General features: G+C 64.0%; 16 protein-coding genes and 1 pseudogene. 6 read left to right on the forward strand and 11 right to left on the reverse strand.

The features are described 5' to 3' along the window. Window positions 1–19: 19 nt before the first annotated feature. The 7 genes from mctP to ACEN42_RS10785 form a co-directional block, all read right to left on the reverse strand. Complete coding sequence (gene mctP / locus ACEN42_RS10755; protein ID WP_035506375.1) at window positions 20–1,570, reverse strand: monocarboxylate uptake permease MctP; 1,551 nt, start codon at window positions 1,568–1,570, stop codon at window positions 20–22. Next, window positions 1,570–1,818 carry a DUF3311 domain-containing protein gene (locus ACEN42_RS10760; RefSeq protein WP_008350708.1) on the reverse strand — a complete coding sequence of 83 codons (249 nt, stop codon included), beginning with the start codon at window positions 1,816–1,818 and terminating at the stop codon, window positions 1,570–1,572. The genes mctP and ACEN42_RS10760 overlap by 1 nt, the downstream gene beginning before the upstream one ends. A gap of 225 nt (window positions 1,819–2,043) precedes the next feature. Continuing rightward, window positions 2,044–2,946, reverse strand: coding sequence for a spermidine synthase (locus ACEN42_RS10765; protein ID WP_371879917.1), 903 nt, complete (start codon window positions 2,944–2,946; stop codon window positions 2,044–2,046). After that, the gene (locus ACEN42_RS10770) at window positions 2,943–3,425 is read right to left on the reverse strand and encodes a DNA-deoxyinosine glycosylase (RefSeq protein WP_371879918.1); all 483 of its coding nucleotides are present in this window, start codon (window positions 3,423–3,425) and stop codon (window positions 2,943–2,945) included. The genes ACEN42_RS10765 and ACEN42_RS10770 overlap by 4 nt, the downstream gene beginning before the upstream one ends. Beyond that, on the reverse strand, window positions 3,422–4,063 hold the full coding sequence (locus tag ACEN42_RS10775; protein WP_371879919.1) for a chorismate lyase: 642 nt from the start codon (window positions 4,061–4,063) through the stop codon (window positions 3,422–3,424). Before ACEN42_RS10775 ends, ACEN42_RS10770 begins: the two co-directional genes overlap by 4 nt. A 99-nt stretch (window positions 4,064–4,162) precedes the next feature. After that, the gene (gene htpG / locus ACEN42_RS10780; protein ID WP_238210199.1) at window positions 4,163–6,067 is read right to left on the reverse strand and encodes a molecular chaperone HtpG; all 1,905 of its coding nucleotides are present in this window, start codon (window positions 6,065–6,067) and stop codon (window positions 4,163–4,165) included. 778 nt (window positions 6,068–6,845) lie between these two features. Then, entirely contained in the window at window positions 6,846–8,309 is a 1,464-nt protein-coding gene (locus tag ACEN42_RS10785; RefSeq protein ID WP_371879920.1) for a PLP-dependent aminotransferase family protein, read from the reverse strand. Window positions 8,310–8,486: 177 nt separating this feature from the next. On the opposite strand from ACEN42_RS10785, the gene ACEN42_RS10790 reads away from it, so the two are divergent. The 5 genes from ACEN42_RS10790 (at window position 8,487) to ACEN42_RS10810 (ending at window position 13,029) form a co-directional block, all read left to right on the forward strand. Then, window positions 8,487–9,287, forward strand: a complete 801-nt coding sequence (locus tag ACEN42_RS10790; RefSeq protein WP_371879921.1) for a VOC family protein — start codon at window positions 8,487–8,489, stop codon at window positions 9,285–9,287. 35 nt (window positions 9,288–9,322) lie between these two features. Beyond that, on the forward strand, window positions 9,323–10,264 hold the full coding sequence (locus tag ACEN42_RS10795; RefSeq protein WP_035506300.1) for a DMT family transporter: 942 nt from the start codon (window positions 9,323–9,325) through the stop codon (window positions 10,262–10,264). A 106-nt stretch (window positions 10,265–10,370) separates the two neighbouring features. Continuing rightward, complete coding sequence (locus ACEN42_RS10800; RefSeq protein WP_250483333.1) at window positions 10,371–11,567, forward strand: PLP-dependent aminotransferase family protein; 1,197 nt, start codon at window positions 10,371–10,373, stop codon at window positions 11,565–11,567. Window positions 11,568–11,591: 24 nt separating this feature from the next. Then, window positions 11,592–12,053: a RidA family protein gene (locus ACEN42_RS10805; RefSeq protein ID WP_035506296.1), complete on the forward strand. Its 462-nt coding sequence runs from the start codon at window positions 11,592–11,594 to the stop codon at window positions 12,051–12,053. An 85-nt stretch (window positions 12,054–12,138) separates the two neighbouring features. Continuing rightward, window positions 12,139–13,029 carry a PhzF family phenazine biosynthesis protein gene (locus tag ACEN42_RS10810; protein ID WP_371879922.1) on the forward strand — a complete coding sequence of 297 codons (891 nt, stop codon included), beginning with the start codon at window positions 12,139–12,141 and terminating at the stop codon, window positions 13,027–13,029. Between the two features lie 99 nt (window positions 13,030–13,128). Here the strand turns inward: ACEN42_RS10810 and ACEN42_RS10815 are convergent, their stop codons facing one another. Next, window positions 13,129–13,428, reverse strand: a complete 300-nt coding sequence (locus tag ACEN42_RS10815; RefSeq protein ID WP_187607150.1) for a hypothetical protein — start codon at window positions 13,426–13,428, stop codon at window positions 13,129–13,131. 56 nt (window positions 13,429–13,484) lie between these two features. Here ACEN42_RS10815 and ACEN42_RS10820 point away from each other — a divergent pair, with 56 nt between their 5' ends. Further along, window positions 13,485–15,914 carry an EAL domain-containing protein gene (locus ACEN42_RS10820; protein ID WP_238210195.1) on the forward strand — a complete coding sequence of 810 codons (2,430 nt, stop codon included), beginning with the start codon at window positions 13,485–13,487 and terminating at the stop codon, window positions 15,912–15,914. Window positions 15,915–15,922: 8 nt separating this feature from the next. Here the strand turns inward: ACEN42_RS10820 and ACEN42_RS10825 are convergent, their stop codons facing one another. The 3 genes and pseudogenes from ACEN42_RS10825 to ACEN42_RS10835 all read right to left on the reverse strand — a co-directional run. Beyond that, on the reverse strand, window positions 15,923–16,381 hold the full coding sequence (locus ACEN42_RS10825; RefSeq protein ID WP_238210194.1) for a CopD family protein: 459 nt from the start codon (window positions 16,379–16,381) through the stop codon (window positions 15,923–15,925). A gap of 250 nt (window positions 16,382–16,631) precedes the next feature. Beyond that, window positions 16,632–16,955 (reverse strand): helix-turn-helix domain-containing protein, encoded by a 324-nt coding sequence (locus ACEN42_RS10830; RefSeq protein ID WP_238288124.1) that lies wholly within the window; start codon window positions 16,953–16,955, stop codon window positions 16,632–16,634. Further along, window positions 16,942–17,073 (reverse strand): annotated as a pseudogene (locus ACEN42_RS10835) (addiction module toxin RelE); the annotation flags it as partial. The gene ACEN42_RS10830 and the pseudogene ACEN42_RS10835, both read right to left, overlap by 14 nt. Window positions 17,074–17,076: the final 3 nt, after the last annotated feature.

Consider the following 17,076-nt stretch of genomic DNA (forward strand, 5'->3'; position numbering starts at 1 on the left):
CGTGCGCGACCGGCCGGAATCAGCCTTCCACGATATCCAGATAGTCTTCCGGACGCGTGCGGTCATCCGAGCGCTTGAGGCCCAGCACGCGCACGAGCAGGCTCACGACGATCGAGACGATCAGGTTCGCGATCAGCGCCCACACCGCCGCGTAGCCCGGCACGACGTAGCCGAACAGATGCAGCGGATAGATCGAGCCCTTCAGTTGCAGCGACACGGCCATCCACGTGCCCACGCCGATGCCCACCGCCCAGCCGAGCAGCAGGCCGCGATGATCGAGCACGCGCGTATAGAGGCCGAGCACGAGCGCGGGCAGCGTCTGGATGATCCAGATGCCACCGAGCAGTTGCAACTGGATCGCGTAGGTCAGCGGCAGCGCGAGGATGAAGACCACCGCGCCGACCTTCACGATCAGCGACACCAGCTTAGCGACGTTGGTTTCCTGCTCCGGCGTCATCGACGTATTGACGAACTCGCGATGCACGTTGCGCGTGTAGAGATTCGCCGCCGCGATCGACATGATCGCCGCCGGAACCAGCGCGCCGATGCCGATCGCCGCGAACGCCACGCCCACGAACCACGACGGAAAGTAGTGCAGGAAGAGCGCCGGCACCGCGAAGTTCGCACCGTAGGCCTTGAAGTACGACGCGAATTCCGGCATGTCCTTCACGCCCGATGCCAGCGCCATGTAGCCGAGCAGCGCGAGCAGGCCGAGCACCAGCGAGTACGCCGGCAGGAGCGCCATGTTGCGGCGGATCGTGTTGCCGGAGTTCGACGAGAGAATCGCCGTCACCGAGTGCGGGTACAGGAAGAGCGCGAGCGCCGAGCCGACCGCGAGCGTCGCGTACGCGCTGTAGCCGTTCAGACTCGCGGCATCGGGCGCTTTCAGGAGCAGCTTCTCGGGCGGCACGACGCTGAAGATATGGCCGAAGCCGCCGAGCTGCGCCGGAATCACGATCATCGCGGCGATGATGGTGATGTAGATCAGCACGTCCTTCACCACGGCGATCATCGCGGGTGCGCGCAGGCCCGACGTGTACGTGTACGCGGCGAGAATCGCGAACGCGATGATGAGCGGCAGATCGCCGACGAAGCCTTGTGTCGAAAACCCGAGCGCGCCGATCACCACTTCGATGCCGACGAGCTGCAGCGCGATGTACGGCATCGTCGCGACAATGCCCGTCACCGCGACGGCGAGCGCGAGCATGCGGCTGTTGTAGCGCGCGTGCACGAAGTCGGCGGCGGTCACGTAGCCGTGACGCTTCGCAATGCTCCAGAGCTTCGGAAACACGACGAACGCGAACGGATAGATGAGGATGGTGTACGGCAGCGCGAAGAAGCCCGTCGCGCCCGCGCCGAACACGAGCGCCGGCACCGCGACGAACGTATAGGCGGTGTAGAGATCGCCGCCGAGCAGGAACCACGTGACGATAGTGCCGAAGCGGCGGCCGCCGAGACCCCATTCGTCGAGCTGGGCGAGATCGCCCTTGCGCCAGTGCGCGGCGATGAAGCCGAGAATCGTGACGCCGACGAAGAAGAGAACGAAGACGAAAGTTGCGGTGGCGTTCATCATCGCGCACCTCCGTTCTTGCGTCCCGAGGGCAGCGCCTTCGTCTTCTTATAGACGACGGCGGTGATGACCGCGCTGATCAGCACCCACAGGAGCTGATACCAGTAGAAGTACGGAAAGCCCCACAGAACGGGCTCGATCTTGTTGTAAAACGGCACCCATACCACACCGATCCACGGAAGGATCAGAAGCCATAGCCAATGCTTGTTGCGCGGTTGTCCGGTGCCGGTCGTAGCTTCGTGAGCCATGAACGGTCTCCTCTTTGTTTTGATTCGCGTCGTTATTGCGAGCCCGGCGGGATGCCGGTCGTCGGGTAGACATGCCGCTGAAAGCACCCCGAAATAACAGAGGGAGTATATGGACCCTTAAAACACGGTCAAGCAGGGGGAATCCCGACTATTCCGCTGATTTGAAAGCATCTTGTAAATAGGCCAAAACCCTCGTTCTGGCCAGGGCTTCTTGCGCCGGGTCGATCAGATCGAAAACGCGCCGCTCGTAGCGACGCCCGCGCTCGCGGCGAGACCCTTCACCCATTTGCGCGCGGGCAAGCCGAGTTGCGCTTCGATGAGCTTCGCGCGCGTGTCGAGCGCGTCGAACGAAACGTCGAGCGCGGGACCGGCGAACGCGATCGCGACGCGATTGCCGTCGTGCACTTCGGGCAGCGCGATCACGCGATGATCGAACGCTTCGTTCAGATGACGCATGTTGCGCACGAAGCTCGGATGATCGCCGAACAGGTTGATCGTGACGACGCCCGCTGGCTGCGTGAGACAGGCGCGGCACGCGCGATAGAACGAGACGCTGTCGAGCACGGGGCCGCGCGCGGTGGCGTCGTAGAGATCGATCTGCAACGCGCCGATCGTGCCGTGATTCGCGCGATCGTTGACGAACTCCCACGCGTCGCGTTCGGTGACGGTGAGGCGCGCATCGTCGTAGGGCAGTTCGAACATCGCGCGCGCGGCGATCACGACCGCCGGATTCAGCTCGACGGCTTCCACTTTCGCGTGCTTCAGAAAGCGATAGCAGAACTTCGTGAGCGCGGCGGCCCCGAGCCCGAGCTGCACGATGCGTTCCGGCGTTTCGACGAAAAGCAGCCACGCCATCATCTGCTGCGCGTATTCGAGCTCGATGTGATCGGGCTTCTTCAGACGCATCGCGCCTTGCACCCATTCGGTGCCGAAGTGCAGATAGCGCACGCCGCCCTCTTCCGAGAACGTCACGGGCGCGAAGCGCGGCTTGCGAGGCGCGTCGATGCGCGGCGCGTTTGCGAGATCGTCGCGATCGTCGTCGCTGCGCTTGCGCTTCGCCTTGCTGTCGTTCTTTTTACGGCTGAACGCGCGCGCTTCAGCCGATGCACGCTTGATGAGATTCGTCATTGTGTGGTGAGGATGTCGCGCCAGATGCGCAATTTTTGATCGAACGAGAGGATAGCATTGGCCGCGCTCGACGATGGCAGCACGAGCGTCGCGTAGCCCGCGGCGCTCAGGACCGGCGCGAACTTGCCCGATGTCTTGCCGTTGAAGCACACCTTGCGCAGCTTCGGAAAGCGCGTGCGGAACTGCGCGAAGTCATTGGGCGATGCGTTGCGGATCGCGGTGTCTAGGCTGCCTTCGCGTTCGCATGCGGCGAGCACGTCCCAGAGACCGATGCCGTGCGCGACGAGACGCGCGATGCGTTCATCGTAGACGAGTGCGTGCAGATCCTCGCCGATCGCCGCGCCGACGAGCCGCCAGAACTGATTGCGCGGATGCGCGTAATACTGCGTCGCCGCGAGGGACGCTACGCCCGGAAAACTGCCGAGGATGAGCGTGTGCGTTCCTTCATCGCCGATGGGCGCGAATCCTGCGAGCTTCATTTTGCCTCGCCGTGCGCGACGCGCTCCGCATGCGAGCTCAAGTGATCGTAAGAGCGGGCATGTTCGCGCCGATGCCGGTCGTGCATGGTGGCAAGCTTCCCCCAGAGCGCATCGAGCATGCATTCGGTGACCATCAGCGGTGCGTCGTGACGTTTGAACACCGAACGACGCGCGACGAGCGTGTGCGGCTGCTCATCCGATTGCGCCGACGCGAGCCGATGCAGCGAATGCCGCGCGGTGACTCTTCGACTCGCGAGCGCCGAGCGCGACACGCTGCTGTCGCTATAGAGCAGTTCGGCGAGCGGACGCGTGCGCAGTCGGCGCATCGATTGCCACACGCCCGTGCTGTGCGCGAGCGGCACGATGCTATGCGCGACGACGAACGGCACGCCATCGACTTTCAGCGCGACTTCACGCGCCCACACCGGCGTGCGCGGCGTGATATCGAGCGCGCGCGCTTCGTCGTGCCAGGGCATATCGACGGCTTCGCGCGTGACTTCGACCGTCACCGCGCCGAGCGTGCGCAGATGCGCGGTCAGCGAACCGCCGCGCGTGAGCCAGTCCTTTTGTGCATCGGTGAGCGATGAAAGCGGGATGACGCGCCAGTGCGCATCGATGGGATCGTTGGGCGTGAGCATGCTGCGGATTATAAATTCCGCGTCTTACGGCGCACGAACACAAGAAAAAACGCGCCGCCGGTTTCCCGGCGGCGCGTTCATTCGAAACGCTCAGGCAGCTTATCGCGCGAGCAACAGCGCGTTCGTGCGCTTCACGAAGCTCGCCGGATCTTCCAGCGCGCCGCCTTCGGCCAGCAACGCCTGATCGAAGAGCAGATGGCACCAGTCGACAAAATTGGCGCTGTCCGCGTTCAAGGCCTTCACCAGCGGATGCTCCGGATTCACTTCGAGAATCGGCTCGGCTTGCGGCGCCTTCTGCCCCGCCGCCTTCAGCATGCGTTGCAGGTAGCCGCTCATGTCGCCTTCATCGGCGACGAGACAGCTCGGCGAATCGGTGAGACGGAAGGTGAGACGCACGTCCTTCGCCTTGCCTTCGAGCGCTTCCTTCATCTTCTCGACGAGCGGCTTCATTTCTTCGCCGACCTTCTCCTGCTGCTGCTTTTCCTCGTCGTCGAGAGCGCCGAGATCGAGGTCGCCGCGCGCGACGCTCGCGAGCGGCTTGCCATCGAACTCATTGAGGAACGACAGCATCCACTCGTCGACGCGATCCGTCAGCAGCAGCACCTCGACGCCCTTCTTGCGGAACACTTCGAGATGCGGGCTGTTCTTCGCGGCCTGCCAGCTATCGGCGGTGACGTAGTAGATCTTCGTCTGCTCGGGCTTCATGCGCGCGACGTAATCGGCGAGCGATACGTTCTGCGCGTCGCTGTCGTTGTGCGTCGATGCGAAGCGCACGAGCTTCGCGATGCGCTCGCGATTGCTGAAGTCCTCGCCGATGCCTTCCTTCAGCACCTGACCGAACTCGTTCCAGAAGGTCGCGTACTTCTCTTTGTCGGCGTCTTCGGTCGCTTCGGCGGAGGACGATGCGATCTCTTCGAGCATCGACAGCACGCGCTTGGTCACGCCTTCGCGGATCGCCTTCACGTCGCGGCTTTCCTGCAGGATTTCGCGCGACACGTTGAGCGGCAGATCCGCCGAATCGACCACGCCCTTCACGAAACGCAGATATGCGGGCAGCAATTGCTCGGCGTCGTCCATGATGAACACGCGCTTCACGTAGAGCTTCAGCCCGCCGCGATGCTCGCGATTCCACAGATCGAACGGCGCGTGCTTCGGCACGTACAGCAGTTGCGTGTACTCGCTGCGGCCTTCGACGCGATTGTGCGTCCACGAGAGCGGATCGTCGTGATCGTGCGAGATGTGCTGATAGAACTGCTTGTACTGATCGTCGCTGATGTCGTTCTTGGGACGCGTCCAAAGCGCGCTCGCCTGGTTGACGGTCTCGTCCTCGTCCTTCGTGACCATCTCGCCTTTCTCGGCATCCCACTCTTCCTTGTTCATCAGAATGGGCAGCGCGACGTGATCCGAGTACTTCTGGATGATCGATTTCAGCCGGTGCGACGACAGCAGTTCGTCTTCGTCGGCGCGCAAGTGAAGCGTGATGGTCGTGCCGCGTTGCGCGCGCTCGATGTCCTCGACTTCGAAATCGCCTTCGCCCGCGCTCGTCCAGCGCACGCCTTCGTTCGCCGGCAGACCGGCGCGGCGCGTCTCGACGGTGATCTTGTCCGCGACGATGAAGCCCGAATAGAAGCCGACGCCGAACTGGCCGATGAGCGCCGCGTCCTTCTGCTGGTCGCCGGAGAGCTTCGAGAAGAATTCCTTGGTGCCCGAGCGCGCGATCGTGCCGAGGTGGGAAATCGCTTCCTCGCGGCTCATGCCGATGCCGTTATCGTCGATGGTGACGGTGCGCGCGGCTTTATCGAACGACACGCGGATACGCAGGTCCGGATCGTTTTCGTAGAGCGCGCTGTTCTCGATGGCTTCGAAGCGGAGTTTGTCCGCGGCATCGGATGCGTTGGAAATCAGCTCGCGCAGGAAAATTTCCTTGTTGCTGTAGAGCGAATGGATCATCAGGTGCAGAAGCTGCTTCACTTCTGCCTGAAAGCTCATGGTTTCTTGCGCCATGGTCGGGGTCCTCTGTGTTGATTTCGTTTAGTGCGATTGTCGCGGCGGCGTGTTTGGCCGACGCGGCCAATTTGCCTGATGTGAGGGCGGGTGGGGGTTTTTCAAGAGGTCGCCGGATCCCGTGTTCGTGTCGGTTTATTTGCGTTGCCCCTGTGCGGGGCGGCACCTACTTTCTTTGCTGCTGCAAAGAAAGTAGGCAAAGAAACAGCTTTCCCCATCCAAAGTGCTTCACGCCGGCCCCGGCACAGGCGATTGGCTGAATGGCCCGGCAGTAGCGAGTGCCCCCACAAAACTCACCCGGCTTGGACCGCGCACGGTCTGCCACATCGCACCACACGCGTAACTGGTTCAGCACCAAATAGCGCCCCGCTTCGCGGCCGACGGGTCAATCGGGGATGCGTGCGCTTCTTTTCTAAGGCCACCATCTCACTGCCTACGCATACCGATGGTTTCCCTTATATACCCGACGGCAGCGCGTAGCGCTGTGCCGGAACTTTATCGTGCTGAACCAGCGCGCTTGGATGTTTAGGGCGTCAGACCGTGCGCGGTCCAAGCCCCGCGAGACCTTCGAGGGCACTCGCTACTGCCGGGCCATTAGGCCAATCGCCTGTGCCGCGGCCGGTGTGAAGTGCTTAGGCTGGGGAAAGCTGTTTCTTTGGTTACTTTCTTTGCAGCAGCAAAGAAAGTGACTGCCGCCCCGCACAGGGGCAACGCTAATAAACCAAAAAGAACACAGGCCACCCATAAAAGCCCAGGCAAACAAAACCGCAACCACACCCTAGGCGCTGCGCCGCGCCGCCTTCTCCAGATAGTTCGAAAGCAACCCGGGCAACGCCGGATCCCCACAATTGGCGATGTTGAATCGCATCCACGTAGTCGGCGACTGATGCGGCGAAAACAGGCTGCCGGGCGTCAGCAGAAACCCCGCCTCATGTCCCGCCGCCGCGAGACCATCGGAATCGACACCCGCGTCGGCCCACAGAAACATCCCCGCCGCCGGCGTCGCAAAAAGCCGCAAACCGGTTTTCTCGAGCATGCGCGCAGTCTTGTCGCGCACCCCGTCGAGCCGCGCGCGCAGCCGTTCGACGTGCCGCCGATAATGCCCTTCAGTCAGCACCTTATAAACCACGCGTTCGTTGATTTCCGGACTCGTCATGCCGACGAGCATCTTCTGATCAGCGAGCGCCTTCGCCACGTCCGGCGCCGACGCGATATAGCCGACGCGCAGATTGGCCGCGAGCGTCTTCGAAAAGCTGCCGAGGAAGATCACGCGCTTCAACTGATCGAGCGATGCGAGGCGCGTCGCGGGAAAGCCTGCCGGACACAGATCGCCGTACACATCGTCCTCGACGACGATGAAATCGTATTCCTGCGCGAGTTGAAGAATGCGGAACGCCTGCGCCGCCGTGAGCGACGTGCCGGTCGGATTCTGCAGCACCGAATTGATGATCAGCATCTTCGGCCGCCATGTCGCGACGAGCGTTTCGAGCGCATCGAGATCGGGACCATCGGGCGTATACGGCATGCCGACGAGCCGCGCGCCCTGCGACGCGAAGCGCCCGAACATCTGGAACCACGCCGGATCGCCGACGATCACCGCATCGCCCGGCTTCACATACAGGCGCGAGATCAGGTCGATCGCCTGCGTGATGCCCGACACAAGCACGATCTGCCGCGCCGCCGACGCGCCGATCTCCAGTTCTTCCAGCCGCGTCTGCAACTGCTGGCGCAGCGGCAGGAAACCCTGCGGCGTGCCGAAGCCGAGCATCTGCGCCCCGCTCTGGCGCGACAGCGAGCGCAGCGCGTTGGTGATGAGTTCGCCGTCTAGCCAGCGACCCGGCAGATAGCCGAGACCGGGCCCTTTCTCCGGACTCGACGTATGCAGCATGTTGCGCAGCAGCCAGACCACGTCGATGGTGTTCTGCACCGGCTCGCGCTCCGCCGCGACCGCGGGCGCCTCGCCTTTCGCGACGAGCGCCGGCGCGACGCGCTCGCGCACGTAGAAGCCCGAGCCGCGCCGCGAGTCGAGATAGCCATGCGCGACGAGCCGCTCGTACGCCTCGACGACGGTGAAGCGCGACACGCCCTTGTCGAGCGCGAGCTTGCGGATCGACGGCATGCGCATGCCGGGCCGGAACACGCGCTCGTCGATGCGGCGGCGGCCCCATTGCACCAGTTGATCGACGAGCGTGAGTTGCGCGGCGTCGTGCGGCGCGGGAATCTGATCGAGCGGAACGGACATGCGGGCCTCCGGTGTACCGTAAGCGCGGCTGTGCGCCAGGAAAACTGTACCGAATAGTATTGGGCCGATTGTACCGTTACTGTTATGGTGATAGCGGCTACATTTTGCTTTCGGGCACTCCGGTGCGCGAAACGGAAGCGTTATGCTATCGGCCCCTGTTTATCGCATCGCCCCGTCATGACCGATCATCGACTCAAACTCGATCACCTCGTGATCGCCGCCCGCACGCTGGAAGAAGGCGCGCAGTTCGTCGCCGCGAAATTCGGCGTCGAGACGGTGGCCGGCGGTGCGCATCCGCTGATGCGCACGCACAACCGGCTGCTGAATCTGTGGGGCGGCGCGTATCTGGAAGTGATCGCGATCGATCCGTCGGCGGGGGGCGTCGAGTCGCCCCGGCCGCGCCTTTTCGCGCTGGACGACCCGGCGATGCAGCGTCGTCTTGCAGACGACGGTCCGCAGCTCGTGCACTGGGTCGCGCGCGTCGATCGCCCGAAATCGCTCGCGCGCTGGCGCGAGCAGTATCCGGCGCGCATCGCGCCCGTCGCGGCCATGTCGCGCGCTGGCAATACGTGGGGCCTCACCGTGCCCGACGATGGCGCGTTTCCGGCGTGGCAAGGTGCCGGCGACGGCGTGCTGCCATCGCTGATCCAGTGGGACACGCCGCGTCATCCGAGCGACGCGCTCCCGGAAACGGGCATCGCGCTGCGCACGCTGACCGGATTCCATCCGGCCGCGGATGCAGTGTCTGAGCAGCTCGCGTGGCTCGGCGCGGAACATCTGATGCGCGTCGAGCGGACGGCGGGCGCGCCGGTGCTCGTCGCGCAGTTCGATCTGCCGGACGGATCGACGCTGACGCTCGGTGAATCGGCGGAAGAGGCAATGGCGCGCGAGGAAGACGCGCGGCAGGCGTCCAAACGCCGTCGCGGGAAGAAAACGGATACGCAGGACGAACCCGAAACACCGCCGCAGCCCGACTGAGCCTGCGCATCGAACAAACAAGGAGACACCTCACGATGAAAACCCGCGAAACCGAAGGCATGTTGCTCGGCCTGATCGGCGTCGTCATTTTCAGCCTGACGCTGCCGATGACGCGCATCGTCGTCGCAGAGGTGCATCCGCTGCTGAACGGCCTCGGACGCGCGCTCGTCGCGGCGATTCCGGCCGCCGCCCTGCTCGTGTGGCGTCGCGAGAAGCTGCCGACCTGGCCGCAGGTCAAGAGTCTCGCGGTGGTCGCGCTCGGCGTGATCATCGCGTTTCCGGTGTTTTCGGCATGGGCGATGAAGACCGTGCCCGCGTCGCACGGCGCGGTCGTGAACGGCCTGCAACCGCTGTGCGTCGCCATCTATGCCGCGTGGCTCTCGCACGAACGGCCGTCGAAGGCGTTCTGGGCAAGCGCGGTGGCGGGCAGCGCGATCGTCGTCGCGTTCGCGTTGCAGGCGGGCGGCGGCGGCTTGCAGGCGGGCGATCTGCTGATGCTCGTCGCGGTTGGCATCGGCGCGCTCGGTTACGCGGAAGGCGCGCGGCTCGCGCGTCAGATGGGCGGCTGGCAGGTAATCTGCTGGGCGCTCGTGCTCTCCGCGCCGTTCCTTTTGCTGCCGGTCGGCTGGCTCGCGTGGGCGCAGTTGTTCGGAAGCCACGCGACGCATCCCGAACCGCTCGCGCTCAAAACGTGGCTCGCGTTCGGCTATGTCACGCTGTTTTCGCAGTTCATCGGTTTCTTCGCGTGGTATGCCGGTCTCGCGATGGGCGGCATCGCGCGCGTCGGGCAGGTGCAACTGCTGCAGATCTTTTTCACGATGGCGTTTTCCGCGCTCTTCTTCGGCGAGCACGTGAGCGCATCGACGTGGCTGTATGCGGCCGCCGTCATCGCGACCGTCGTGCTCGGCCGCAAGACCGCCGTGCGTCCCGCGCCGCAAGCCGCGGTCGTCGCGGCGGGCACGACGCACGCAAGATGACGCACACGCGCGATAATTGAGGTTTGCCGTTCCTCGTCAGCCCAGACTCAAAAACTCGCGGCCCGCGCCGCGAGAGACATCATCCCCGAGACAACCGAGGCATTTCATGAATCAAGCCGATCTCCGCGCCACGCCGTGGCAACTCTCCGAACGCGCACGCAAGCTCACCAGTTCGGCGATTCGCGAAATCCTGAAGGTCACGGAGCGGCCCGAAGTCATTTCCTTCGCGGGCGGCCTGCCCTCGCCCGCGACGTTCCCCGTCGAGGAAATGCGCCACGCGTCGGAACGCATCCTGCGTGATCAGCCCGCGGCCGCGCTCCAGTACAGCGCGACCGAAGGCTACATGCCGCTGCGCGAATGGGTCGCGGCGCGTTACTCCGTGAATGGCGCGCATATCCGCCCGACGCAGGTGCTCATCACGACCGGCTCGCAACAGGCGCTCGATCTGCTCGGCAAGACGCTCGTCGATCCGGGCAGCCGCGTGCTCGTCGAAACGCCGACGTATCTCGGCGCGCTGCAGTCGTTTTCGCTCTTCGAGCCGCACTACGTGCAAGTGCCGACCGATGAATCCGGCCTGATCCCCGAAACGCTCGACGCCGCGCTCACCGCCAATGCGCGCCTGCTCTACGCGCAGCCGAATTTCCAGAACCCGACGGGCCGCCGCCTGCCGCTCGAGCGCCGCCGCGCGCTCGCCGCGTTCGCGCAGAAAGCGCCGTTCCCGGTGATCGAAGACGATCCCTACGGCGCGCTCGACTACGCCGGCGCGCCGCTGCCGACCCTGCTCTCGATGGCGCCCGAGCACATCGTGCATCTCGGCTCGTTCTCGAAGGTGCTGGCGCCGGGCCTGCGCGTGGGCTACATCATCGCGCCCGAGGAATTGCACTTCAAACTGGTGCAGGCGAAGCAGGCAACCGACCTGCACACGCCGAGCCTCACGCAGCGCATCGTCTACGAAGTGGTCAAGGACGGCTTCCTCGACCGGCACGTGCCGACCATCCGCGCGCTCTATCGCGATCAGTGCGAGGCGATGCTCCACGCGCTGGAACGTCACATGCCCGCGGGCGTCGAATGGAACCGGCCGGAAGGCGGCATGTTCGTGTGGGTGAAGCTGCCGCAGCACATCAACTCGATGAAGCTGCTCGAGCAGGCGATCGCGCAAAATGTGGCCTTCGTGCCGGGCGGCCCGTTCTTCGCGAACGAAGCCGAGCACAATACGATGCGTCTTTCGTTCGTGACGGTTCCGCCCGCGACGATCGACGAAGGCGTGGCGAAACTCGGCGCGCTGATTCGCGCGAGCATCTGATTTCAACGTTTAGAGGAGCAACCGATGGCATCGAACGTGTATGACAAGCTGAAGGAACTCGGCATCGAACTGCCCGTCGCGGGCGCGCCCGCCGCCGCTTATGTGATGAGCGCGCAGAGCGGCAACACCGTGTATCTCTCCGGGCACATCGCGAAGAAGGCTGGCCAGGTGCATGTCGGCAAGCTCGGCGACAACATCACGACCGAAGAAGGCAAGGCCGCGGCGCGCAGCGTCGCCATCGACCTGATCGCGACTCTGCATGCGCATGTCGGCGACCTGAACAAGGTGAAGCGCATCGTCAAGGTGATGAGCCTCGTGAACTCGACATTCGACTTCACCGAGCAGCACATCGTCACGAACGGCGCATCGGAGCTGATCGCGGAAGTGTTCGGCGATGCGGGCAAGCATGCGCGCTCGGCGTTCGGCGTCGCGCAGATTCCGCTCGGCGCGTGCGTCGAGATCGAGCTGATCGCGGAAGTCGCATAAGGCGCGCCTCCCGTCGCTCGTCAGCGAAACCCGACGCGCTCAGGCCGTCGGGTTTTTTTGTGTCCTGATCCAACCGATGACATTCATGCCTACACGCACTGTTCAGTTCAAGCAGGTCGACGTCTTCACGCCGGTTCCGTTCAAGGGCAATCCGCTCGCGGTGATCTTCGACGCCGAAGGCCTTTCGACGCATCGCATGCAGGAAATCGCGCGCTGGACCAATCTGTCGGAGACGGCGTTCCTGATGCCGCCGACCGATCCGCGCGCCGACTATCGCGTGCGCATTTTCACGACAGCGGTCGAACTGCCTTTCGCCGGACATCCGACGCTCGGCAGCGCGCACGCGCTCCTCGATAGCGGCTACACGCCGAAGACGCCCGGCCGGCTCGTGCAGGAATGCGGCGTCGGGCTCGTCACGCTCGCCGAGCGCGACAACGGCGAGTGGGCGTTCGCCGCGCCGCCCGCCACCATCGCGCCGCTGAGCGCTGAGCAGAACCAGCGCCTCGCCGATGCGCTCTCGCCCGCGGTAATCGATTTCAGCGCGCCGCCGGCTGCCGTCAACAATGGTGCGCCGTGGCTCGTCGTGCGCGTGAAAGACGCGGCGCAGTGTCTCGCGCTGTCGCTGCGCGGCCAGGCGCGCGAGACGCTGCAGGCACTCGTCGCGGAAGTGGATACGCACGGCATCGCCGTGTACGGACCGCATGACGCCGATGGACCCGCGACCTTCGAGCTGCGCGTAATCCTGCTCGGCGCGGAGAACATCGAAGATCCGGTGACGGGCAGCGCGAACGCGGCGCTCGCGACGCTCCTCACGCAACAGGGCAGACGGCCCGGCGCTTCGTACACCGTGCGCCAGGGCACCGCGCTCGACCGCGACGGCCGCGTGAGCATCGAGTACGACGATGAGGCACACGGTGCACCGATCTGGATCGGCGGCTCGTCGGTAACTGTGATCGACGGGACATTTTGCATCTGAAACAATGACCTACGCGCGTTCGCGAGGGCGCGCGTATACCCCCAAGCGCCGCCCCTTTCTTAATCTTCGAGGCTTCGCTAATATCTGAACAATCGGGGATCAGAACGCAAACGCGGTTTCACATCGGCGGACAATGGGCGTCGCGAGATTGAGCCGCTTGCGCCGCAGCGCAAACGTATGCTCTTGACGACATCGAATACTGGCCGTCTCACTCATGCCGGGCTTCGGGCGCTGCCGCAAAAAATCGCTCGCCGAACGGCCGTTGTGCTGCTTCATGACGTGAATCCGGACGTGGATCGGGTCTCGGAGAAACAAGCCGCCGATCATCCGCTGCGCGCCGCGCACGGTATATTCACCCGTTTCGGCTGAACGCCTCAAAACATGCATCGCTTCATCCACCTCGCGCAGTTCGCAACACGCCACGCGCTACGCGACACAGCGCCCACGGATGCGCCATGAAGCGCACGCGCTCCCACGCCTCATCCGACACCCTCTTCGGCGCGCCGTCGGCGCGGCGTCGGCGCGCGCTCCTCGCGATTCCCGTGCTCGGCACCTTCGTGCTGGTGCTGCTGTGGGCGGTGATATTCGCCCGCCTCTCAGTCGAGCGTGAAGCGACGACACATGAATCGATGGCCTCCGCCGCGATCCTCTCGTCGGCGCTCGAACAGCACACCATCAAGGCGATCCATCAGGTCGACCAGATCACCCGCTTCGTCAAATACGAGTATGAGAAGTCGCCAGACAATTTCGATCTGATCGCAACGGTCGAGAAAGGCGTGGTGCAAAGCGACACCTTGGTGCAGGTCTCGCTAATCGACGAATACGGCACGCTGATCGGCAATACGTCCGATCCGCATCCGAAGCCGATCGACCTGTCCGATCGCGAGCACTACAAGGTGCACGCCCATTCGAACGACGACCTGCTGTACATCAGCCGCCCGGTGCGCGGCCGCGTGTCGGGCCTGTGGACATTGCAGATCACGCGGCGGCTCAATCATGCGGACGGCTCGTTCGCGGGCGTCGTGGTCGTGTCGGAAGATCCGGCCTATTTCACGAGCGATTTCTACAACGTCGCGTCGATCGGGCGCGAAGGCGTGATCGCGGTCGTATCGGACAACGGCTCCGTGCTCGCGCGCAGCACGGGCGGCAGCCTCGCCGAGAGCGCCGCGGCCAGCTCCGCCACGAAGGGCGCCGCGCACAGCGGTCCGGCCGACCGCGCGCATGCGGCCTTCAGCGCGAGCGGCGTCTATCCGACGACGGACCACGCGTCGGGCATCTATGTCGATCCGATCGATCACGTGAAGCGCATCGTCTCGTACCGGCATATCGACGGCTATCCACTCGGCGTGCTCGTCGGTCTCTCCGAGCGCGAGGAGATGATCGACTACAACCACACGCGCAATGTCTATCTCCTGATGGCGAGCTTCATCTCGCTCGCGATGCTCGGCTTCTTCGCGGTGGCGACGGGGCTCATCGGCAAGCTGCTCGGGCGCGAGCGCGAGATGACGCATCTCGTCGAATTCGATCTGCTGACCGGTCTGCGCAACCGCTACTCGACGCTGCGCGCGCTGAGGCACGACGTGGCGCAGCCGGAGAACATCGGGCGGCTCGCGCTGCTCTTCATCGACCTCGACAACTTCAAGACGGTCAACGACACGCTCGGCCACAACGCCGGCGATATCGTCCTGCAGATGACCGCGTCGCGGCTCGCGGAGACGGTGGGGCAAAGCGGCACGCTCTCGCGCATCGGCGGCGACGAGTTCGTGGTCGTCGTGAAGGGCGACGACGTCGAACAGCGCGCCGTCACGCTCGCCGACGACATCGCGACGATGTTCGCCACGCCGTTCGACGTGCGCGGCAGCGCGTTCGTGCTGCATGCGAGCATCGGCATCGCGCTATTTTCGGTATCGAACGAGAGCGAGATCGATCTGCTGAAGAAGGCCGATCTCGCGATGTACAGCGCGAAGGACGCGGGCCGGAACTGCTATCAGTTCTATTCGCCGCAGTTGTCGCATCGCGCGGACCATCTGATGAAGTGGGAGCAGCAACTGCGCGTCGCGCTGACGGAGCAGCAGCTCTTCCTCGTCTATCAGCCGAAGATCGATCTCACGCGCCGCTGCATCACCGGCTTCGAGGCGCTGGTGCGCTGGAATCATCCGCAGCACGGGCTCATTCCGGCGAACGAGTTCATTCCGGTGGCGGAATCGACGGGGCTCATCGTCGCGGTCGGCGATTTCGTGATTTACACGGCGTGCATGCAGCTCGCGCAATGGCAGCGCGACGGTTATAACGGGCTGTCGCTTGCCGTGAACATTTCGGCCGTGCAGTTCTGGCGCGGCGACTTGCTGGAGACGGTCGCGCGCGCGATCGAGGCGAGCGGCATTCCGCCCGACAAGCTCGAACTCGAAATCACCGAGACGGTGATGGTCGAATATCCGGAGCTCGTGCAGGAGAAGATCGTCGCGTTGAAGCGTCTGGGCGTGCGCATCGCGCTCGACGACTTCGGCACGGGCTATTCGTCGCTGTCGTATCTGAACCGCTTCTCGGTCGATACGCTCAAGGTGGATCGCTCGTTCGTTCAGGCGATTCCCGAGGACCGAAGCGTGTGCGTGATGGTGTCGGCGATCATCAATCTGGCGCGTTCGCTGGGGCTGACGGTGGTCGTCGAAGGCACCGAGCGGGAAGAACAGATTACGTGGCTCGCGGCGCTCGGGCCGGTGGAAGCGCAAGGCTTCCTGTTTTCACGTCCCGTGCCGGCGGATGGCGTGCAGGCGCTGCTCGATCGCTTCGGCGTGTGCGGATGGCCGCGCGGACAGTCGCCGCGCTCGCGCAACGATGCGGGCCGCGAATCGAGCACCGCGCTCAGTGACGAGCGCGGCGGCTGACGTCTGACTCAGAACCCGCGCGACAGCACCGCCGTGCCGATCGTCACGACGCCCAGCACGAGATTGATCACGACGAGCCGTCTCACTGTCCCGACCGCCCTCGCCCCGTCGGGCCAGTTCTGCGCCTGCACCGCGCGACGAATGCGCGGAAACACAGCGAAGCGGATATGACCGAAGATCAACATCATCACGATGCCGAGACCGGCCATCGCATGTAATGGCCACGCCGCGTGACCGCCGCCGAACTCCATGAGCAGGAAGCCGCCGGTGAGGAGAATCACGATCACCGCGACGCCCACCCAGTTGAAGAACCGTGCGAAGACCGACTCCCAGAGCGGCAGACGCAGTTGCGGCGTGAGATCGCCGAGCGCGGGACGCAGGCAGAAATGCGCGAAGATCATGCCGCCGATCCAAACGGCTACGCCGAGCAGATGCAGAAAGAGCGCCGCTTCGATGGCTTTGTTCATTGGGGATTCCGGATGCAGTTCAAGACTTGATGGACGGGTTGCCGTGTGAAAGCCATGGGCAGACACCACCGGACTTACGCCGAAGATTGGATGTTGCGGCAGCAAAATGACGAGCCGGTCGAACCCAGAACACTAAGAATGCGAGTCGCGTAGGGAGTTCCCGCGATTTCGGATATTCATGATGCGGCGAGCAATCACCGCGATGACGCTCACCACCGTCACCGTATCGCTCGCAAACCTGAATTCCCGGTCACGCGGCGAAAACAACTTCGACTCGCCCCGCCTTCGTCGAGCGCCGCGGCGGACCAACGACGATCTGTACGTTGCGGCCGAGACGTGCCAGCAACTCCATCATCTTCGCCTCGCTGATGCCTCGGAACTGGCCGCGCAGCAGTTGCGATAGTTTGGGCTGACTGATGCCCAGCACCTCCGACGCCCGCTGTTGTGTCCAGCGGCGCGTTTTGATGATCTCGCCTATCTTGCTGGCGAGTTGCGCCTTGACTCGCATTTCGTCGGCATCGGCCGTTCCCAGATCGGCATAGACGTTGCCGCTGCCCTTTTCAATCTCGATCATTGCGTTCTCCTGCGGCATGGTCCTGCGCGGCTTTCAACCTCGCCCGAACGATGTCGAAGTCCGGCTTCGGCGTTGCGATGCCGTCTGTCGACTTTTTCTGGAAACAGTGCAATACAAAAGC

This window comes from Caballeronia sp. S22 (genome assembly GCF_964261745.1).
Classification (GTDB): Bacteria; Pseudomonadota; Gammaproteobacteria; order Burkholderiales; family Burkholderiaceae; genus Caballeronia; species Caballeronia jiangsuensis.